15 protein-coding genes are annotated in these 18,273 nt (G+C 57.7%); 11 read left to right on the top strand and 4 right to left on the bottom strand.

What is annotated here, in order from left to right:
* Positions 1–42: 42 nt before the first annotated feature.
* On the bottom strand, positions 43–300 hold the full coding sequence (locus HMPREF3101_RS01350) for a DUF3039 domain-containing protein (protein WP_371327056.1): 258 nt from the start codon (positions 298–300) through the stop codon (positions 43–45).
* 63 nt (positions 301–363) lie between these two features.
* Here HMPREF3101_RS01350 and HMPREF3101_RS01345 point away from each other — a divergent pair, with 63 nt between their 5' ends.
* From HMPREF3101_RS01345 to galE, 6 genes are all read left to right on the top strand, one after another.
* Complete coding sequence (locus HMPREF3101_RS01345) at positions 364–864, top strand: DUF3099 domain-containing protein (protein ID WP_070462138.1); 501 nt, start codon at positions 364–366, stop codon at positions 862–864.
* Positions 865–905: 41 nt separating this feature from the next.
* Positions 906–2,480, top strand: a complete 1,575-nt coding sequence (locus HMPREF3101_RS01340; protein WP_210386146.1) for a DUF7782 domain-containing protein — start codon at positions 906–908, stop codon at positions 2,478–2,480.
* Positions 2,481–2,915, top strand: a complete 435-nt coding sequence (gene dtd, locus HMPREF3101_RS01335) for a D-aminoacyl-tRNA deacylase (RefSeq protein ID WP_070462136.1) — start codon at positions 2,481–2,483, stop codon at positions 2,913–2,915.
* Between the two features lie 214 nt (positions 2,916–3,129).
* A complete protein-coding gene (locus HMPREF3101_RS01330; RefSeq protein WP_070462135.1) occupies positions 3,130–4,134 on the top strand; it encodes a sigma-70 family RNA polymerase sigma factor in 1,005 nt (334 codons plus the stop codon).
* Between the two features lie 112 nt (positions 4,135–4,246).
* Positions 4,247–4,936, top strand: coding sequence for a metal-dependent transcriptional regulator (locus HMPREF3101_RS01325; protein WP_070462338.1), 690 nt, complete (start codon positions 4,247–4,249; stop codon positions 4,934–4,936).
* Between the two features lie 11 nt (positions 4,937–4,947).
* Entirely contained in the window at positions 4,948–5,928 is a 981-nt protein-coding gene (gene galE / locus HMPREF3101_RS01320; protein WP_070462134.1) for a UDP-glucose 4-epimerase GalE, read from the top strand.
* A gap of 47 nt (positions 5,929–5,975) precedes the next feature.
* On the opposite strand, the gene HMPREF3101_RS01315 is transcribed toward galE, so the two are convergent.
* The gene (locus HMPREF3101_RS01315) at positions 5,976–7,094 is read right to left on the bottom strand and encodes a DUF4192 domain-containing protein (protein WP_083280016.1); all 1,119 of its coding nucleotides are present in this window, start codon (positions 7,092–7,094) and stop codon (positions 5,976–5,978) included.
* Positions 7,095–7,280: 186 nt separating this feature from the next.
* On the opposite strand from HMPREF3101_RS01315, the gene HMPREF3101_RS01310 reads away from it, so the two are divergent.
* Genes HMPREF3101_RS01310 through HMPREF3101_RS01300 form a run of 3 tightly spaced genes read left to right on the top strand, consistent with a single transcriptional unit; the run spans position 7,281 to position 12,090 of the window.
* Positions 7,281–8,285, top strand: coding sequence for a PAC2 family protein (locus HMPREF3101_RS01310; RefSeq protein ID WP_070462132.1), 1,005 nt, complete (start codon positions 7,281–7,283; stop codon positions 8,283–8,285).
* Entirely contained in the window at positions 8,282–10,825 is a 2,544-nt protein-coding gene (locus HMPREF3101_RS01305) for a DEAD/DEAH box helicase (RefSeq protein ID WP_070462131.1), read from the top strand. The genes HMPREF3101_RS01310 and HMPREF3101_RS01305 overlap by 4 nt, the downstream gene beginning before the upstream one ends.
* A 17-nt stretch (positions 10,826–10,842) precedes the next feature.
* A complete protein-coding gene (locus HMPREF3101_RS01300) occupies positions 10,843–12,090 on the top strand; it encodes an NAD(P)/FAD-dependent oxidoreductase (RefSeq protein WP_070462130.1) in 1,248 nt (415 codons plus the stop codon).
* Between the two features lie 57 nt (positions 12,091–12,147).
* Here the strand turns inward: HMPREF3101_RS01300 and HMPREF3101_RS01295 are convergent, their stop codons facing one another.
* Positions 12,148–12,672, bottom strand: a complete 525-nt coding sequence (locus HMPREF3101_RS01295; protein ID WP_070462129.1) for an alkylhydroperoxidase, AhpD family — start codon at positions 12,670–12,672, stop codon at positions 12,148–12,150.
* A gap of 85 nt (positions 12,673–12,757) precedes the next feature.
* On the bottom strand, positions 12,758–13,354 hold the full coding sequence (locus HMPREF3101_RS01290) for a peroxiredoxin (RefSeq protein ID WP_070462128.1): 597 nt from the start codon (positions 13,352–13,354) through the stop codon (positions 12,758–12,760).
* 104 nt (positions 13,355–13,458) lie between these two features.
* Between HMPREF3101_RS01290 and HMPREF3101_RS01285 the strand changes: the two genes are divergently transcribed.
* Both HMPREF3101_RS01285 and hrpA read left to right on the top strand, forming a co-directional pair.
* Positions 13,459–14,409: a hydrogen peroxide-inducible genes activator gene (locus HMPREF3101_RS01285; protein WP_070462127.1), complete on the top strand. Its 951-nt coding sequence runs from the start codon at positions 13,459–13,461 to the stop codon at positions 14,407–14,409.
* The gene (hrpA, locus tag HMPREF3101_RS01280) at positions 14,402–18,265 is read left to right on the top strand and encodes an ATP-dependent RNA helicase HrpA (RefSeq protein WP_070462126.1); all 3,864 of its coding nucleotides are present in this window, start codon (positions 14,402–14,404) and stop codon (positions 18,263–18,265) included. Before HMPREF3101_RS01285 ends, hrpA begins: the two co-directional genes overlap by 8 nt.
* The last annotated feature ends 8 nt before the right edge of the window (positions 18,266–18,273 follow it).

Below are 18,273 nucleotides of genomic sequence, written 5' to 3'. Positions count from 1 at the left end.
GGTCAAGCGCTTCCTGCTGCCACGCGCGCAGGTTGGAAGCGGTCACTTCCTGCGCAACCCCTTAAAAATCCGCTCACAGTCTGGGCACACCGGGGACCCCGGCTTGGCCTGCTTTTTCACCGGGAAGGTTTCCCCGCAAAGTGCAACCACCATCTTGCCGGAGACAGCGGAATCAATGATCTGGTCCTTCTTTACGTAGTGGAAGAACTTTGGGGTTCCGTCGTCGGTGGTCGACGATGTGTCTTCTCGTATGTCTGTGCGCTCGAGCGTCTTCGTCGTCGTATTCACGCCAACCATCATGCCCCAAGGACCCCACATTCGGACAACGGGCTGGGTGTAGCAATGCGTTAGAGTGAAAAGCATATGGGCGCTACGGAAAACCAGTTCCACAGCCAACAGCCGACGGTTGACGTGGATGCAGAGGATGTTGAGACTTCGTCGAAAAAGCGGCGTGCGCGCAAGCACCGTCGTGTGTTGATTACGGATGCTCAGCGTTCCCCGGAGCTCAATCGCCGTACGCGTGAGAAGCAATACATATTTTTGCAGGGCATCCGTATGCCCTTGTTGCTGTTGTCTATGGTCTCCGCGTTTGCGTGGAACAACTGGTGGCTAGCTTCTGTGCTGTTTGTAGTCTCTGTTCCCCTGCCGTGGCTTTCAGTGATGGTGGCTAATGGCCAGGGTGAGAAGCGCGATTCGCGTCAGCGCAATGTGTATAAACCTGCGGTGATTCGAGAAGAGCAGCGTCTGGAGGCGGCTCGGCGCGCTGAGTTGGAAGCTGGTACCTCTGGCAGTGATGGCAGCGCGGGCGAGCCGGGCGAGCCGGACGAGCTCAGTATCATCGAGCACGAAGAAAAGCCTGAGTAGCTAGCGCCCCAGGCAGATAACCGCGTAAAGGACCGTGTGTGGTGAATTCCCCTACCCCTGATGCTTCGTTGTTGCGTGAGCTTGCAGATGCGCTGTCGGCCGCGTCGTTTACCGCCGACGGTATCGCGGCACATTTGGGCCCGGATGCTACGGATGCCTTGTACCGGGGTGAGCCTGGTGTGGTGTTGCACGCCACACAGGGTGGCTCGCAGTTGGATCAGTTGATTCGATTTTTCCTGTTGCGCCGTCCGTTAAAGCCAGAGCAGGTAACGCAAATGCTGGGGCACAAACTTGGGCTTTTGCTTATCGACGCCACGTTGACCACCCCAACTCCCACCGGCGAGGTAACGGTTGCCTTTGATATTCGTCCCCATGTGATTGCGGGCAACGAGCGGCTGGTGGTGTCTGATTGTGATGCTTCGGTGACCGAGGTTGTTCCCGGCCGTGATCACGTGTTGGGTGTGGGCGCTGCGTCGTTGTCACTGTTGTCTGCAACCCCGTTGAGCCGAGTTGATCGGGTGCTGGATCTGGGTACTGGCTCTGGCGTTCAGGCGCTTGCACACGCTGGCGTTGCGCGCGAGGTGGTTGCTACTGATATTCATCAGCGTGCGCTGGACCTGGCCGAGGTGACCTTGGTTGCTAACGGGGTGAGCAACGTAGAGCTGCGTCAAGGTGCGTGGTTTGGCCCTGTTGAGGGGGAAAAGTTTGAGCGCATCGTGGCAAATCCGCCGTTTGTGGTCGGCGTACCTGAGGTTGGCCACGTATATCGGGATTCGGGTTTGCCACTAGACGGTGCGACAGAGCTCGTAGTTCGTGAGACCCCCGACTACTTAGCTGCAGATGGCACGGCGTGCATCTTGGGCGCCTGGGTGCATACCGCTGAAGAATCGTGGCAGGCGCGTGTTGCGTCATGGCTTCCAGCTGAAGGGGTTAGTGCATGGGTACTGCAGCGTGACGTGGTGGATCCTGGAATGTACGTGTCGACTTGGCTGAAAGATGAGTCACTTGACCCACGCTCACCGGAGGCAATCGATCGCACCGAAGCCTGGCTTGCGCATTTCGATGACAACGATGTTCACGCGATCGGCTTGGGGTGGGTCTTTTTGCGAAACATTGGCGATCACCCCAGCGAAATCACCGCCGAGGAGCTTAGCCACCCCTTCACCGATCCCCTAGGTCCAGAGGTTGAGGAGTATTTCCTCCGCGCAGCTTGGCTCCGCAACAAAAGCGCAGACGATGTCCTGGATTCGAGATTTCTGGTGCGTCCAGGTGTGGCGATTGAAGAGGTCTCGGTCGCGGACACTCAATCAGGTATGGGCTTTAAGGACGAGATGGTGCGCGTTACCCGCACTGACGGCCCGCGTTTTTCCCACGAAATCAATGCCGATCTGCGCACGGTGCTCGCCGGCCTACACCCGAATGGGTTAACTCTGCGAGATGTGGTGGGAATCTTCGCATCCTCACGCGGGATTACAAGTGATCAGGAAGTTGCCGGACTTGAGCAAAGCGCGGTTGCAGCGATCACTGATTTGGTGCGCCACGGTGTTGTCGTCCCCGCTGAGATCAGTGAAATCGAAGACGGCAATCAACGTGGGCTTGAAGAAGGAGTGAAGTAGATGAAGGCCGTTCTTACGCGGGTCTCCAGCGCCTCGGTGACAGTTGATGGCCAGGTAGTTGGCGCAATCGATTGCCCTGAAAACGGAGGCATCCTTGCCCTTGTAGGCGTAGGCGCAAACGATGCAGAGGATGCGTGGGCAACAGTTGCGCGCAAGATTGCAGAACTGCGGATTCTCGACGGCGAGCTCAGCGTCACCGACGCCTCTGCCCCAGTGTTGTTAGTCAGCCAGTTCACCCTGATGGGACGCACCGCAAAAGGTCGACGCCCATCATGGTCCGATGCAGCCCCAGCTGGTGTTGCACAACCCGTGATGGACAAGATCGCCACGGCACTGCGCGAAAGAAATATTCATGTTGAAGAGGGCATTTTCGGCGCTGATATGCAGGTTGCAAGTGTGAACCAGGGACCGTTTACCGTCATTGTTGAGGCCTGATCCCGAAACGATAGACAACCTTTAAACCGCGTGGTAAAAATCACGTAACGCGTGATCGGATCCCGTATTCATTCCGTTGGACACCGGTCACCCCAAAAGCCAGGCTGTACATATTCTGCATAGATGCTGTGTGTTTGGAACTGCGGGAACATTTTCGCCTTTGGCGGCGTTACCAAGATGGACTCAAAAAATAAAGGGATCGAGGAGGCAGCAGTTGACTCAGCCGGATCATGCCCCGGATCACGCCAATGCCGCAGAAACCCAAGAGGTTGACCGTGGCAGTCGCAGGAACCAGACGAACGATAACCCGTCGGCAGACCTTGTCCGCGTCTACCTAAACGGCATCGGCAAGACCGCACTCCTCAACGCGGAAGAAGAAGTTGAGTTAGCCCAGCAGATTGAGGTTGGCCTTTACGCCCAGCACCTGCTGGATGATCCCGAGGTGAAACTCACCCGCGCTAAGAAGCGTGATCTGAAGATCTTGGCCAAGCAGGGCCGCAAAGCACGCGCACACCTGCTCGAGGCGAACCTTCGCCTCGTCGTATCCTTGGCCAAGCGCTACACCGGCCGCGGCATGCCACTGCTGGACCTCATCCAGGAAGGAAACTTGGGCCTTATTCGCGCCATGGAGAAGTTCGACTACTCCAAGGGCTTTAAGTTCTCCACGTACGCCACCTGGTGGATCCGTCAGGCCATTACCCGGGGCATGGCTGATCAGTCCCGCACGATTCGCCTTCCAGTCCACCTAGTAGAGCAGGTGAATAAGCTTTCACGCATCCGCCGTGAGATGTACCAGTCTTTGGGACGTGAGCCGACGAACGAAGAACTGTCGGAAGAATCTGGCATTCCGGAGTCCAAGATTGAAATGCTGCTTCGCCAGTCCCGTGACCCGGTCAGTCTTGACATGCCGGTCGGTGCGGATGAAGAGGCACCGCTAGGAGATTTCATCGAGGACGCCGAGGCAACCGACGCTGAGGATGCTGTAGTTTCCGCCCTGCGCCATGATGATATTCAGGACATCATCAATGGTCTTGAGCAGCGCGAACAGGACGTTATTCGCATGCGCTACGGCCTCACAGATGGTGTACCGCGCACGCTCGATCAGATTGGTCGCCAGTACGGACTTTCACGTGAACGTGTCCGCCAGATTGAACGCGAGGTTATGGCGAAGCTACGTGTTGGTGAGCGCGCAGATCGCCTGCGCGATTATGCCCTGTAGCTGAGCAAGGGTCCGTCGGAAGCCCGGTGGGCCCTTTCTTCTATGCCGAGCGGTTACCTGATTCGCTAAAGTAATTTCAAATCTACTGCGTTTGTATTGAGAGGCAAAGATGATGCGTGATCTCGTAGACACCACAGAAATGTATCTGCGTACCGTATACGAATTGGAGGAGGAGGGAATCACACCCCTGCGCGCGCGAATCGCTGAGCGTCTGGAGCAATCTGGGCCGACAGTGTCTCAAACGGTTGCGCGCATGGAACGAGACGGCCTCATTGTGGTGGAGCGGGATCGCTCCTTGTCGCTCACACCTGAAGGGCGAAAGCTTGCCACCGCTGTTATGCGCAAGCACCGTCTCGCAGAGCGCCTGCTGACCGATGTGCTTGGCTTGGATATTGCCAAGGTGCACGACGAGGCGTGCCGCTGGGAACACGTGATGAGTGATGAGGTTGAGCGCCGCGTGGTTGCGGTGTTAGAGGACCCCACCCGCTCACCGTTCGGAAACCCAATTCCGTCGCTGGAAGAAGTCGGCGCGGCGTCTTCAAGCGATGCTCAAAACGGGACCCGCGCAATTGATTTGCATCTGGATGAACCGGTGCCCGTCAAAGTTGTCCAGATCAGCGAAATCCTGCAGCAAGGCACTGAGGTGCAACACCCAGTGATCTCTTTAGGCGCACTCGTTGGTCAGACAGTGACGCTTACCCCGTTGGAAAACGGTGGAGTAACGTTGACCACCCAAGATGATGAGACTGTAGAGCTCGCGCCTGAATTTGCACACGCACTTCGCGTAGAGCTGACCAAGTAGGAGCAAACCTTTTGAAACTGGTAGTAACCGGTGGCGCCGGCTATGTCGGCAGCGTGTGTACCGCAACCTTGTTGGAAGCTGGCCATGACGTTGTCGTTGTAGATGACCTGAGTACAGGCAACCGTGAAGCGGTGCCGTTTGGCGCGACGTTTGTGGAGGGCCGGATCGAAGACGTCATTGATCAGGTTCTCGGTGCTGGCGATGTTGACGGCGTGCTGCATTTTGCCGCCCGTTCGCTTGTAGGTGAGTCGATGACGGAGCCGGCCACCTACTGGCACGACAACCTTGGTGTTTCCCTCCAGTTGCTGGATTCCATGCGCACCCATGGGGTGAACTCGCTGGTCTTCTCCTCCACCGCCGCGACCTACGGCGAGCCGGAAGAAGTTCCGATCGTTGAGACCGCGCCAACCCGCCCGACGAACCCTTACGGCGCGACCAAACTATCCATCGATTACGCCATTACCTCCTACTGCCAGGCCTACGGGATGGCGGCAACGAGCCTGCGCTACTTCAACGTGGCGGGCGCCTACGGATCGATTGGTGAAAACCACAAGACCGAAACGCACCTGATACCGCTTGTCCTTCAGGTAGCGATGGGCTACCGCGACAAGATCATGATCTTCGGCGATGACTGGCCCACCAAGGACGGCACCTGTGTGCGCGACTACATCCACATCCGGGATCTCGCAGACGCGCACTTGCTTGCGCTGGAAGCCAACACCGCTGGCGAGCACAAGATTTACAACCTTGGTTCTGGCGATGGGTACTCCGTCCTTGAGGTCATCGAAGCCTGCCGGAAGGTCACCGGCCACAGCATTCCAGCGGAGGTTGCACCTCGGCGTGCAGGTGATCCTGCGGTGTTGATCGCATCCTCGGAAAACATCCAGGCGGAGCTCGGGTGGAACCCCACCCGCACGGAGCTTGACCGGATAGTGCGTGACGCGTGGGCCTTTACCCAAGAGTTGGGTGATGCCTCTCACAGTGCACGCTAACCCACACGTTGATCTGATTCTTCCAAGATTCTGATTCTTCCGAGGTTCTAATCCTCGAGCGCGGCCAGCTCCTCCCACATCTCCTCGCACCCAAGTGCCGCGGTTTCCAGCATGTTTTCGTGTTGCCCGGCGCGCAAGAGCTGTTTGAGGATGCAGGATAGGGAGTGGTTGGGCTGGGCGTCTTCAGCGCTTTCAAGTGCTGCAGTTGCCCAGTTTGACAGCTGGAGCTTCACGGCTATGACAGCCCAGATGCTCAGTGCATTGGCTCGGATGATGCCGCTGTAGGCGCGGGCGATTGTCAGCATTGCTACTCCTGTTTCCAGTGGATGTTCAAGTGCGACGTTGAAAAGACAGTCGCGCAGTTTGGATCTGGTCAGGGTTGTTGCGATGAGGTCTGCGTTTTCTGTGGTGCCGAAGACCTCTTCAATTGTTTGGCGGCAGGATTGGCCGACTAATGGCTGCGGGGTTACGGATTTGAGGATTTCACAGGCTCGCTCCATCTCTGCGCGAACGTTCTCAGGGTAAAGCGCAATGTGGGAGGCAAGCCGTGCGCCACGGCGGCGCAGTTGCGTGCACTGTGCGCTTGTGGCTTCCCACTGCCCTGTTTCAGGTTCGAAGTAAGCACGGGTGTCTTCCCTGTCTAGTTCCGGTAGTGCGCCTTGTGCGATGAGTGCTTGCATTGTTGGTTGGGAAATAACAGAGCCGACGGTGCCTGATACCCAGCTGTCAGGTACGCCTGCTCGGATCAGCTGGTCCATGGGTGGTCCGAAGATGAGGCTGTAGGGGGTGTAGTTGGCTATTTCGGAGGCGTGCCAGCAGGCGTCGACAAGCGGGAGGCCCCTTGGATCAGTGAGTTCGAGCAGGGATCTAATGGCGGCGCGGGCTGTTTTTGAGTTGGGGATGCGGGTAACCAAGATGGCAAAGTGGCCGACGGCTTCCATGATGTCTTCGGCCGGGACGCTGTCGAACACCTCTTGGAGACGGTCGGCCATACTGAGATCTACTCGGAATACGGGTCCGTAAAACGCCTCGTCTTTTCCTGGCTCGGTGTAGGCGGTGACGATAATGACGGACTCTTGCGGGTAGTAGCCCAAGACTCCGGGGATCGAAGCGATGAAGTTGCCTGGATGGGTAATTGCGGTATCTGAATTCATAAAGTGTGTCATGCATATTCAGACCGTGTATTGGCTACTTCGGTTCCCCACGGTTACAAGATTTTCTTTGTGCTTCGCGCTCTTTGGTGCCAGTACTGGCGTTACACATTCGCTGGGCAGTGGAGTGTGTTGGAATGAAGGCAATGCCCATCGCGTTGTAGGGGGCAGTTATTAGATAGCAATTGTAAGGAGCTGACCATGTCGGATGACCGCCGCATGTATGAACTTGAATACCCTGCGCCCGCTGTCGGTGGAGATTCGCCTGCGGGGCCAACTCTGGTTATTGCTATGCAAGGTTACGCGGATGCTGGTCATGCGGTGGAGGGTGCTGCGGATCATTTAAAGGCTGCGTTAGAGTCACACGCCGTTGCTACGTTTAACAGCGATGAGTTGATTGATTACCGCTCACGTCGCCCGATGGTGACGATTAATCATCATGAGATTTCTAACGTCGAGGCGTTGGAGTTGAATATGCGAGTGCTAAAAGACAACGTAGGTACGCCGTTTTTGCTGCTTTCTGGCCCTGAGCCGGACCTTCGTTGGCAGGCGTTTTCGGAGGCTGTTGCGGATTTGGTGGAGCGTTTCGATGTTTCGGAAACCATCTGCCTATACGCAGCACCTATGGCTACGCCGCACACTCGCCCGCTGGTAGTTTCGGCACACGGTAATGATCGGGACTTGGTCGGTTCCATGTTTACGTTTGACGGCATGGTCACCGCGCCTGGGGCCGCAGCGATCATGATTGAGCGTGAGCTGCACAAGCGCGGCCGCAAGGTTGCTGGTTTTACTGCACACGTGCCGCATTATGTAGCCGCCTCCCCGTACCCGCATGCCATGTATCAGCTGCTGCAATCCTTGGAGGATTCGGTGAACCTGAAGCTGCCGCTGCGTTCAATTGAGCGGGATATGGCAAAGGTATCGCGTCAGTTGGCAGAGCAGACGGCGCAGTCGGATGAGATTGCGCATGTCGTGCAGGCTTTGGAGAAGAACTATGACTCTGAGATGGCTGATTACCGTGAGCGCAATCCGCAGGCGATGATGCCGGGCGAGTCCGAGCTGCCCACTGGTGAGGAGATTTCTGAGGCGTTTGAGAACTTCCTCGCTGCGATTGAAGATAGGGACAGGGCGAGGCAGCTCCCGCTTGACGACGTTGTGGACAACCCCACCACCGACGAGACACCTACGGAGGATAGTGACGAGTGACGCTGGCTAATTACCTGACGGACCTAGAGGATGTCCCCGAGTCTCTATTTGAGGACGCGGTCTGGGATTCGTTTACCCGTTGGACCCAGTCACGTGGCATTTCGCTTTATCCTGCGCAGGAGGAGGCCTCTGTTGCGCTGTTAGCAGGCGACAACGTCATTCTGGCTACCCCGACGGGGTCGGGTAAATCTATGGTGGCCAACGCGGCGCACTTCATAGCGATGGCGCGTGGCCAGCGCTCGTTTTACACCGCGCCGATTAAGGCGTTGGTCAGTGAGAAGTTTTTCGCTTTGTGTGAAATCTTCGGCCCTGAGAATGTGGGCATGATGACCGGTGATGCCACGGTCAACGGCAACGCCCCGATCATTGCCGCCACCGCGGAGATTGTGGCCAACATTGCTCTGCGCGAGGGTGCTAACGCCCGCATTGACCAGGTGGTGATGGATGAGTTCCACTACTACTCTGAACCCGATCGTGGCTGGGCGTGGCAGGTGCCGCTACTTGAGTTGCCGAAGGCCCAGTTTTTGCTGATGTCTGCAACTTTGGGCGATACCCAGTGGCTGCAAGATGACCTCACGCAGCGCACTGGGCGTACGACCAGCTATGTGGGTGGGTCCGAGCGCCCGGTACCGCTTGACTTCCATTACGTGTTTACCCCGGTGCACGAGACCATCGAAGAGCTCATGGCCAATGGCAAGGCGCCGATTTATATCGTGCATTTCTCCCAGCGTGAGGCTACGGAGCGTGCCCAAGCCCTGACGAGTATGACGTTTGTGAACGCGGATGAGAAGGCACGTATTGCCCAAGAGATTGGAGATTTCCGCTTTAGCACCACTTTTGGCAAGACGCTTTCCAAGCTTGTGCGCCGTGGCATAGGTATTCACCACGCAGGCATGCTGCCGAAGTACCGCCGTCTCGTAGAGCGCCTGTCTCAAACAGGTCTGCTAAAGGTAATTTGTGGCACTGACACACTTGGGGTGGGTATCAACGTGCCTATCCGCACAGTGTTGATGACCGGGCTTGCCAAGTATGACGGCACCCGCAGCCGCATCCTGAAGTCTCGTGAGTTCCACCAGATCGCTGGCCGCGCTGGCCGGGCCGGGTATGACACGGAAGGCACCGTGGTTGTGGAGGCCCCTGAGCACGAGATTGAAAACGTCAAGCTTCGGCGTAAAGCTGGTGATGACCCGAAGAAGCTGAAAAAACTTCGCAAGAAAGCCCCGCGTGACGGCGAGGTCTCGTGGTCTGAAAACACCTTCCAACGCCTGACCACGGCTGAGCCAGAGGAGCTGACGAGTCAGTTCCAGGTGTCAAACTCGATGTTGCTGAACGTGGTTGCACGCCCCGGTAATGGCTATGAGCACATGCGGCATTTGATCCGCACCAACCACGACACGCGTGCCAAGCAAAACCGTGACGTGTTGGCGGCAGTAGACCTCTTCCGTGGTCTGATCGCTGCGGGTGTTGTTGAGCGCACCCCGGATTCGCCTGCATTCCGCCCGTATACGCTTACGCAGGAGCTGGATCGAGACTTTGCGCTTAACCAGCCTCTCTCCCCGTTTGCGTTGGCATTCCTCTCCCTGCTGGACCCAGAGTCTGAGACATACACGCTAGATGTCATCTCCACCTTTGAGGCGATTTTGGATGACCCACGCCAGCTGCTGCAGGCACAGCAGAATAATGAACGCTCTGAAGAAATCGCGGCGCTGAAAGCTGAGGGCGTGGATTACACCGAACGCATGGCGATTATTGAGGACGTTACCTACCCCAAGCCCTTAGAAGTGGAGCTGGAGGAAGCGTTTTCTACCTTCTGCGAGGGCAATCCTTGGGCGAAGGAATTTGAGCCTTCGCCGAAGTCGGTGGTGCGCGACATGATTGAGCACGCCATGACATTTTCGGACCTTATTGCCACCTACGGTTTGGCGCGTTCTGAAGGTGTGGTGCTGCGCTACCTTACGGACGCGTGGCGTACCCTCTCCCACTCCATCCCGGATGCCTATATGAACGATGAGCTGGAAGACATCACCGTTTGGTTGGGCGAGATGATCCGCCAGGTGGACTCGTCGTTGATTGATGAATGGGCACACATGGCTGATGAAGACTCCCCTATTTCGCGCGAGGCGCTTGACCGTGAGTTGGCGTTCGGCGTGGAGGATCCAAACGCGCTGACGGCGAATCGGCGCGCGTTCACCATCATGGTGCGTAACTTCTTCTTCCGCCTCACTGAGCTCTTTGCCTATGAGAAGGAAGACCAGCTTGCCACCATGCTGGACTATCTCGACCCAGCGGATACCGTTGACTGGCCCGCAGCGATGGATGATTACTTCGACGAGTACGACGATTTGGATCTCGGTGCAAACGCGCGCGGCCCGGAGTACTTCCGCCTTGGAGATACCACTTCGAGGGCGTGGAAGGTCACCCAGATCATCAAAGATCCGGAGGGCGACAACGCGTTTCAGCTGCATGGCGTGGTGGATTTGGACGCTTCCGATGAGGCCGGAGAAGTTCGTCTCCAATCTCTCGAAATGAAGCAGGTATAACCGGTAGATTCTGCCGTATGACTACGGCATTGGTTATCGGCGCCGGCATGACCGGCCTTGCCACAGCGTGGCACTTACAAGAGTACGGATATGAGGTTGAGGTTGTTGATCGTGTCGGCGTAGCCGGCGGTGCCTCTTGGGGCAACGCAGGCTGGCTGGCACCAGGCAAGACCATTCCCCTCTCACACCCAAGTTTGTGGCGCTACGGCCCCACCGCACTGTTTGATAAGCACGCGGCTCTCGATGTGCCAGTGCGGGTAGATGCAAAACTGTGGGCATTCGTCGCCCAATTCATGGCTCATGCCACCCCTCGCGCATGGGATACCACCATGGCGGGCCTGACCCAGGCAGACTTGGCGGCGCTGGCAGCGTTTGATGAGCTTGAGGCGGGTGGTGTGAAGGCCACCAGCCACCCTGCGCCATTCATAGTGGGGTTTGCCAAGGAGAAGGATGCAAAGGGCTTCCTTGGAGAGGTCGAAGGTGCTATCCGTCACGGCCAGGACATCCCGTTTGAAAAGATTTCGCTTGAACGTGCACGTGAGTTCGCGCCCATGCTTACCGAGAAGGTCGGGGCGATCTACAAGCTGGACGGCCAGCGCTACATCGAGCCTGGCCCTTACTGTGAGGCTATCGCGGCCTCTGTTGAGGAGCGCGGCGGCACGATCACCACGGGTGTTGAGGTTGTGGAGGTCCGCTCCACTCGCAAGCCTGCAGTCAAGCTTTCTACGGGCGAATGGCTCAACCCGGACGTGGTAGTTGTTGCTACTGGTGCGTGGCTGCCAAAACTGTCCCATCAGCTTGGGGTAACCACGATGGTGCAGGCAGGCCGCGGGTATTCCTTCAGCGTGGAAACTGATAAGCCAGCCACGTGTCCGGTGTATCTACCGGAGCAAAAGGTGGCATGTACTCCCTACGAGGGCCGTTTCCGCGTAGCCGGCACCATGGAGTTCCGCGGGCCGGACGAGCCGTTCCAGCCAGGTCGTATTGATTCGATCATCCACACCACCAAGCCCATGTTCCAGGGCGTGGATTGGGACAGCCGTCAGGATGAGTGGGTGGGGTCGCGCCCAGTTACCCCGGACGGCTTGCCGTTGGTCGGCCGCACGAAGGTGCCCAACGTATACGTCAACGGCGGCCACGGTATGTGGGGCATTGTTTTGGGGCCGGTCTCCGGCAAGCTGCTTGCTCAGCAGATTGCTACTGGAAAGACCGACCCCATCTTGGACCCGTTTGACCCGCTGCGCGGGCACTGGGTCGGAATCTAGGTGAGATCTAGGTGAGATCTAACGCGTGGATCTCGCTCCACGCGCTAGGGCGACGCTCTAGCGTGCGTCTTCAATAGCGATGGTCTGGGCGACAGCCTGGACCACGGCGGCCACCTTAACTGCTTCCCAAACCTGCTCCTTGGTCAAGCCGCCTTCACGAACCTCGTTTGCGTGGGCAACAGCACAGTGCTCACAGCCATTGACAGCGGATACGGCCAAAGACCACAGCTCGAAGTCCACCTTGTCCACACCAGGCTTGGAAATGATGTTCATGCGCAGGCCGAACTTGACCTGGGCGTAGTCATCGCCCAACCAGTTCTTAGCGCGGTAGGCAACGTTGTTCATAGCCATAACGGTGGCTGCGCCAAACGCTGCGTCGATAGCTTCCTCGGAGAGGTGCTCCTTCGCCTCATCGGTGATCTCAGAAATCACGGTTGCGTTGCGGGTAGCTGCAGCAGAGGCCACCAGCGTGCCCCACAGCTGCTGCTCGTTGAGCTCGGTGGAGCGGGTCAGGGAACCAAGGTTCAGCTTCTGGTCCTTGGCGTACTCCGGAAGTGCGTTGCGCAGGTTCTCAATAGACATATTTTATCCTCTCAATAGTTATGGGAACGCCCCGACGTTCCAGCTCTGCGGAGCGCGGGGCGAGACGGAAACTACAGCAGTTGAATTACTGCAGGGACTCCTGGACCACTGCCATCTTGTCGATGTTCTTGGTCGGGTCGTTCTTCTGCCAGTCACATGCACAGACCTCTTCGGACTGCAGTGCGTCAAGCACGCGAAGAACCTCATCAACGTTGCGGCCAACAGCGTCTGGGGTGACGGACACGAACTGGATGATGCCGTCCGGATCGATGATGAAGGTTGCACGGTCTGCCACGCCGTCTGCGTTTTCAACACCGAGCGCGCGGATCAGGTCGTGGCGAATGTCGGAGAACATCGGGAACGGGATGTCCAGCAGCTCTTCGTGGGTTGCACGCCAGTTGAAGTGGGAGAACTCGTTGTCGGTGGAGCCGCCGAGCACCTGGGTGTCGCGATCCTCAAACTCCTCGTTCAGCTTGCCAAAGGCAGCGATCTCGGTCGGGCAGACGAAGGTGAAGTCCTTCGGGTAGAAGAAGACGATCTTCCACTTGCCTTCGTACTTGTCCAGGGAAACACGCTCAAAGTAGTCATCCGGGGTGGATGCGTTAGCAGCCTTGAGGTTGCCGCCCTTCAGTGCGATGAGATCAAACTCCGGGAAACGTTCTCCAACGGTCATGATCGGCATTACAAACCTCCTGGGGTTGTGATTTGGGTGGTACGCCAACAAGTGTGCCACAACTCTCCAAGACATGCAAGAGAAACTTATAAAGATGTTGTACGCTAATAGGCATGCCCAATAGAGAGTTCAGGCCAACCCTGTCGCAACTTCGATCTTTTGTCACCGTTGCCGAACAAAAGCACTTCGGTTCCGCAGCGGCCAAGCTCGGCATTTCCCAACCCTCGCTATCCCAAGGGCTTGCCGCATTGGAGGAGGGCTTGGGGGTGCAGCTCATCGAACGCTCCACCCGCAAGGTAATCGTTACCGCTACCGGTGAGGCACTACTTCCGGACGCAAAGGCTGCAATTCATGCAGCTGAAGCTCTGGTGGTACGCGCCCGTGGCGCAGCTGATCCGTTTGCAGGCCCGTTGACGCTTGGCATCATCCCCACCATCGCCCCATACCTCCTACCCCACTTGCTACCGCTGATTGCTGACGAGTTTCCGCAGACTGAGCTACAGGTAGTCGAGGAGAAGACCGAGCGCCTTCTGGCGAAACTGCGCGATGGCCTCATTGACGTCGCACTCATCGCCCTACCCACAGATACCCCTGGGCTCGAAGCACTCCCGCTGTACAGCGAGCCGTTCGCTGCTGTAATGCCCAAGGATCACCCGCTAGCCGGCAAGCGCGATCTGGCGTTGGATGATCTTGGCCAGCTAGAGCTTTTGCTGCTTGACGACGGTCACTGTCTCCGCGACCAGGTCATTGACCTATGCAAGACTGCCGGCGTTGCCAACACCGCACACGCGCATGCTGTGGCACGTGCCTCGTCGCTTACGACGGTGGTGCAGATGGTTGTTGCTGGCATGGGAGCAACGCTGCTGCCAGCCTCGGCGCTTGCGGCGGAGTGCCACAGGCCAAATCTTTCAGTTGCCCAGTTCGCACAAGACTCGGGCGCGGACAGGGAGGTCGGCGTGGTTTTCCGCACGGCGTCCATACGCAAAGACCATTTCGCTGAGCTTGGGAGCATAATCAAGCGTGCTTACGAGTCTGCCGTAGACTCGTGGCCTGAATATGAATAAGACCAGGTTTAACCAGCTCACTATCGCGGATGAACGCCGGTTTCGCCGGCGTTTAAGAAACGCAAAGTCGGATGCGGCACGCGCACAGATTGCCAACGATATGCAGCAGGCTGCGGCAATTGTCGCAAGCCGTGACGCGTTGGTGCCCGAAATCACCTACCCGGAGCAGCTTCCGGTCTCCGCACGCCGCGATGACATCGTGGCTGCTGTGCGCGACAACCAGGTTGTGGTAATCGCGGGTGAAACCGGTTCGGGCAAAACCACCCAGATTCCAAAGATGCTGCTGGAGATGGGCCGTGGTCGCCGCGGCATCATCGGGCATACGCAGCCGCGCAGGCTGGCTGCGCGAACCGTGGCTGAACGCATCGCAGATGAGCTGGGCCAAGACATTGGCCAGTCCGTGGGCTACGCCATTCGCTTTGATGATCGAGTGTCAGACTCCACCGCAGTCAAGCTGATGACAGACGGTATCTTGCTGGCGGAGATGCAGCGGGACCGGTTCTTGAATGCCTACGACACGATCATCATCGACGAGGCTCACGAACGATCACTGAACATTGATTTCTTACTGGGCTACCTCAAGCGGCTCCTGCCGAAGCGACCGGATCTCAAGGTGATCATCACCTCAGCAACGATTGATCCTGAGGCGTTTGCGAACCACTTCAAGGACAAACACGGCAACCCGGCACCAATCATTGAGGTTTCTGGGCGAACCTACCCTGTTGAGATCCGCTACCGTCCACTGGAAGGTGAAGACGGACTAGCGGATACCGACATGATTGACGGTGTCGTGGACGCCTGCGCGGAGCTTATGCGCGAAGGCGACGGCGACATCTTGTGCTTCTTCGCATCTGAGCGTGACATCCGTGACTGCATGGAGGCGATTGAGAAGAAGCACTGGCGTGGCGTCGAGGTGGTGCCGCTGTTTGGGCGTCTCTCCAACGCGGAGCAGCACCGAGTCTTTTCGCCACATTCTGGCAGGCGCATTGTGCTGTCTACCAACATCGCTGAGACCTCCCTGACGGTGCCAGGCATTCACTACGTGGTTGACACCGGCCTTGCGCGTATTTCGCGCTATTCCACGCGCACAAAGGTTCAGCGCCTACCGATTGAGGAGATTTCCCAGGCGTCTGCAAACCAGCGCTCAGGCCGCTCAGGACGTGTTGCAGACGGTATTGCCATCCGTTTGTACTCGGAGGAGAACTTCAACGCGCGCGCTGAGTTCACGGACCCGGAGATTCTGCGTACCAACTTGGCGTCGGTGATTTTGCAGATGATCTCGCTGCGCCTTGGTGATGTTGCGGAGTTTCCTTTCATCCAGGCACCTGACCCGAAGGCGATTCGGGACGGTCTGCTTATCCTGCATGAGCTCGGCGCCATTGGGGATAAAGAACGCGGCGGCGCGCCAGTGCTCACCAACATCGGCCGCGACATTGCGCGTATCCCGGTAGACCCAAAGATGGCCCGCATGCTGGTTGAGGCTGATCGCATGGGCGTGCTTGAAGACGTCACAGTGCTCGTCGCTTACATGACCATCCAAGATGTGCGCGAACGCCCGCTTGAGTTCCAGGCCCAGGCCGACCAGGCACACGCGCGCTTCAAAGACAAGGAATCTGACTTTCTCTCAGCGCTCAAGCTATGGGATTACATTACAGATTCCCGCGACGAGCTTTCCGGCAACGCGTTTCGCAAGCGGATGAAGCGCGAATTTCTGCACTACATGCGCATTCGTGAGTGGTACGACTTGGTGCGTCAGCTTCGCGACGTGGAAAAGCAACTGGGTTGGAAGGGCTGGAACAGCCAGAACGAGAATCGTGATGCTGACTCCATCCACCAGTCGCTGCTGACCGGGTTGCTGTCCAACATCGGTGCGCGTGACGGGGGTTCCAAGGAATACAACGGAGCTCGGGGGACGCGGTTTGTGATCTTCCCGGGGTCGTCGATAAGCAAAAAGCCCCCAGAGTTTGTGATGGCCGCGGAGTTGGTGGAAACCTCGCGCCTGTTCGCGCGTGACGTGGCCAAGATTGAGCCAGCGTGGGTGGAGCGGGCTGCAGGCGACCTGCTGCGGCGCAACTATTCGGAGCCGGTGTGGTCCCGCAAGCGCTCTGCCGCAATGGTGCACGAAAAGACCATGCTTTATGGCGTAACCATCGTGCGCGATCGCCTTGTGCCCTACCACCGGGTGGACCCGGCAGGTGCGCGAAACATGTTTATCCGCCACGCACTGATTGGCGGCGATTGGAATCGCCATCACATGTTCATCGAGCACAATGAAGCGATGCTGGCCGATGCCGCCGAGGTTGAGGAAAAGGTGCGTCGACGCGGTCTGGTAGTCGATGAGGACACACTGTTTGAGTTCTACGACTCAAAGCTGCCGGCTGATGTCACAACTGCACGCCACTTTGACTCTTGGTGGAAGAAGCAGCGCAGTAAAGACAAGCACTACCTGGATTTTGATCCGGAACGACTGCTGGACTCAGACGGCATTGATACCTCCGAAGTCGCGTTTCCCGAGGTATTGCAGCAGGGATCTATAGCCTATGAGCTGCGTTACAAGTTTGAGCCGGGTGACCCGTTCGACGGCGTCACCGTACTCGTACCAGTGCCGCTGCTGGCTGGTCTTGATGCCGCGGACTTTGAATGGTTGGTTCCCGGTCTTCGCGAGGAGCTGCTCACAGAACTCATCCGCACCCTGCCTAAGCAGCTTCGCAAAACGGTTGTGCCGGCCCCGGATTTCGCCGCTCGTGCATTGCCACTGCTTGAAGAGGGCCTCCCGCTTGACGACGCTTTAACGAACGCCCTGCGCCTCCTCGGCGCCAGCGGCATTAACGCTTCCGATTTTCGCCCGGATGCACTGCCTGCGCATCTGCGGATGACGTACGCAGCAGTTGATCGCCGCGGCGACATCATTGACAGTGATAAGGACTTGAATGCGCTGCGTCGAAGGCAGGCGGGCGGTATTCGTTCCTCGGTGTCGAAACGCGCACGTGGCAGCGAATCTGAAACCGTCGAGACGTGGAGCGCGGATACGTTGGGTGCGGTGCCAGAAACTGTAACTACGGTCATTGACGGCAATGAGGTTACGGCCTACCCCGCGCTTGAGGCCACCAAAGATGGCGTGAAGGTGACGGTGCATCCAACGAAGGCTGCTGCGGATGCGTCGATGACCACGGCCACACTGACCCTGTTGCTTCGCCAAATTCAGGTGTCAACGCAACAGATGACCAAGGGGCTGCCCCTTCGCCACAAGGTCGCGGTGGACCACTTCCCCCATGGTGGTGCGAAGGGTTTGGTGGAGGACGCCCGCGTGGCTGTCATCCGTGACTTATTGCTCTCCCACGGTGGCGCGGTGCGTACACCTGAGGAGTTTGACGCACTGCTTGCAGAGATTAAGCCAAAGGTGGCGGGCGAGGTTCGTCGCATTGTCGTGGGCATTGCCCCAGGGCTTGCAGACTTTGCGAATATGCGCGCAGAGCTTGCTAAGTGGGAAGGCCCAGCGATTGAAGATATGCGCGCTCAGCTGGATTTCTACTTGCCAAAGCATGCGATTACCTTGCATGGCGCTGGCCATCTGCAGCACTTGCCGCGATATATCGAGGCGATGCGGATTCGGCTTGAGGATATGAGTATGGATCCGGACCGAGATGCGGATCGACAGATGGTGATCGATGACGCAAAGCGCTACCTGGCGCAAAAGATGGCAACACTTCCAGCGATCCGGAAAAAGTCGAAGGCGTACAAGGACATTCTCTGGCGGATTGAGGAGCTTCGGGTCAGCATCTTCGCGCAGCGCCTTGGCACGCCTCAGCCGGTGAGCCAGCGCCGTATTGAGAAGATGACTGATGCGTTGCGCTAGAAGTCTTC

The organism is Corynebacterium sp. HMSC29G08 (genome assembly GCF_001806875.1).
Lineage (GTDB): Bacteria > Actinomycetota > Actinomycetes > Mycobacteriales > Mycobacteriaceae > Corynebacterium.
The sequence above is the reverse complement of the archived record's forward strand: the minus strand, read 5'-3'. Positions and strand labels throughout refer to the sequence as shown.

Bases quoted from the DNA above. Each gene is read 5' to 3' on its own strand.
- HMPREF3101_RS01290 (WP_070462128.1), bottom strand. From the start codon at position 13,354: ATGCCGATCATGACCGTTGGAGAACGTTTCCCGGAGTTTGATCTCATC.
- dtd (WP_070462136.1), top strand. From the start codon at position 2,481: ATGAAGGCCGTTCTTACGCGGGTCTCCAGCGCCTCGGTGACAGTTGAT.
- HMPREF3101_RS01345 (WP_070462138.1), top strand. From the start codon at position 364: ATGGGCGCTACGGAAAACCAGTTCCACAGCCAACAGCCGACGGTTGAC.
- HMPREF3101_RS01315 (WP_083280016.1), bottom strand. From the start codon at position 7,094: ATGACACACTTTATGAATTCAGATACCGCAATTACCCATCCAGGCAAC.
- HMPREF3101_RS01350 (WP_371327056.1), bottom strand. From the start codon at position 300: ATGATGGTTGGCGTGAATACGACGACGAAGACGCTCGAGCGCACAGAC.
- HMPREF3101_RS01325 (WP_070462338.1), top strand. From the start codon at position 4,247: ATGCGTGATCTCGTAGACACCACAGAAATGTATCTGCGTACCGTATAC.
- HMPREF3101_RS01300 (WP_070462130.1), top strand. From the start codon at position 10,843: ATGACTACGGCATTGGTTATCGGCGCCGGCATGACCGGCCTTGCCACA.
- HMPREF3101_RS01295 (WP_070462129.1), bottom strand. From the start codon at position 12,672: ATGTCTATTGAGAACCTGCGCAACGCACTTCCGGAGTACGCCAAGGAC.
- HMPREF3101_RS01310 (WP_070462132.1), top strand. From the start codon at position 7,281: ATGTCGGATGACCGCCGCATGTATGAACTTGAATACCCTGCGCCCGCT.
- hrpA (WP_070462126.1), top strand. From the start codon at position 14,402: ATGAATAAGACCAGGTTTAACCAGCTCACTATCGCGGATGAACGCCGG.
- HMPREF3101_RS01285 (WP_070462127.1), top strand. From the start codon at position 13,459: ATGCCCAATAGAGAGTTCAGGCCAACCCTGTCGCAACTTCGATCTTTT.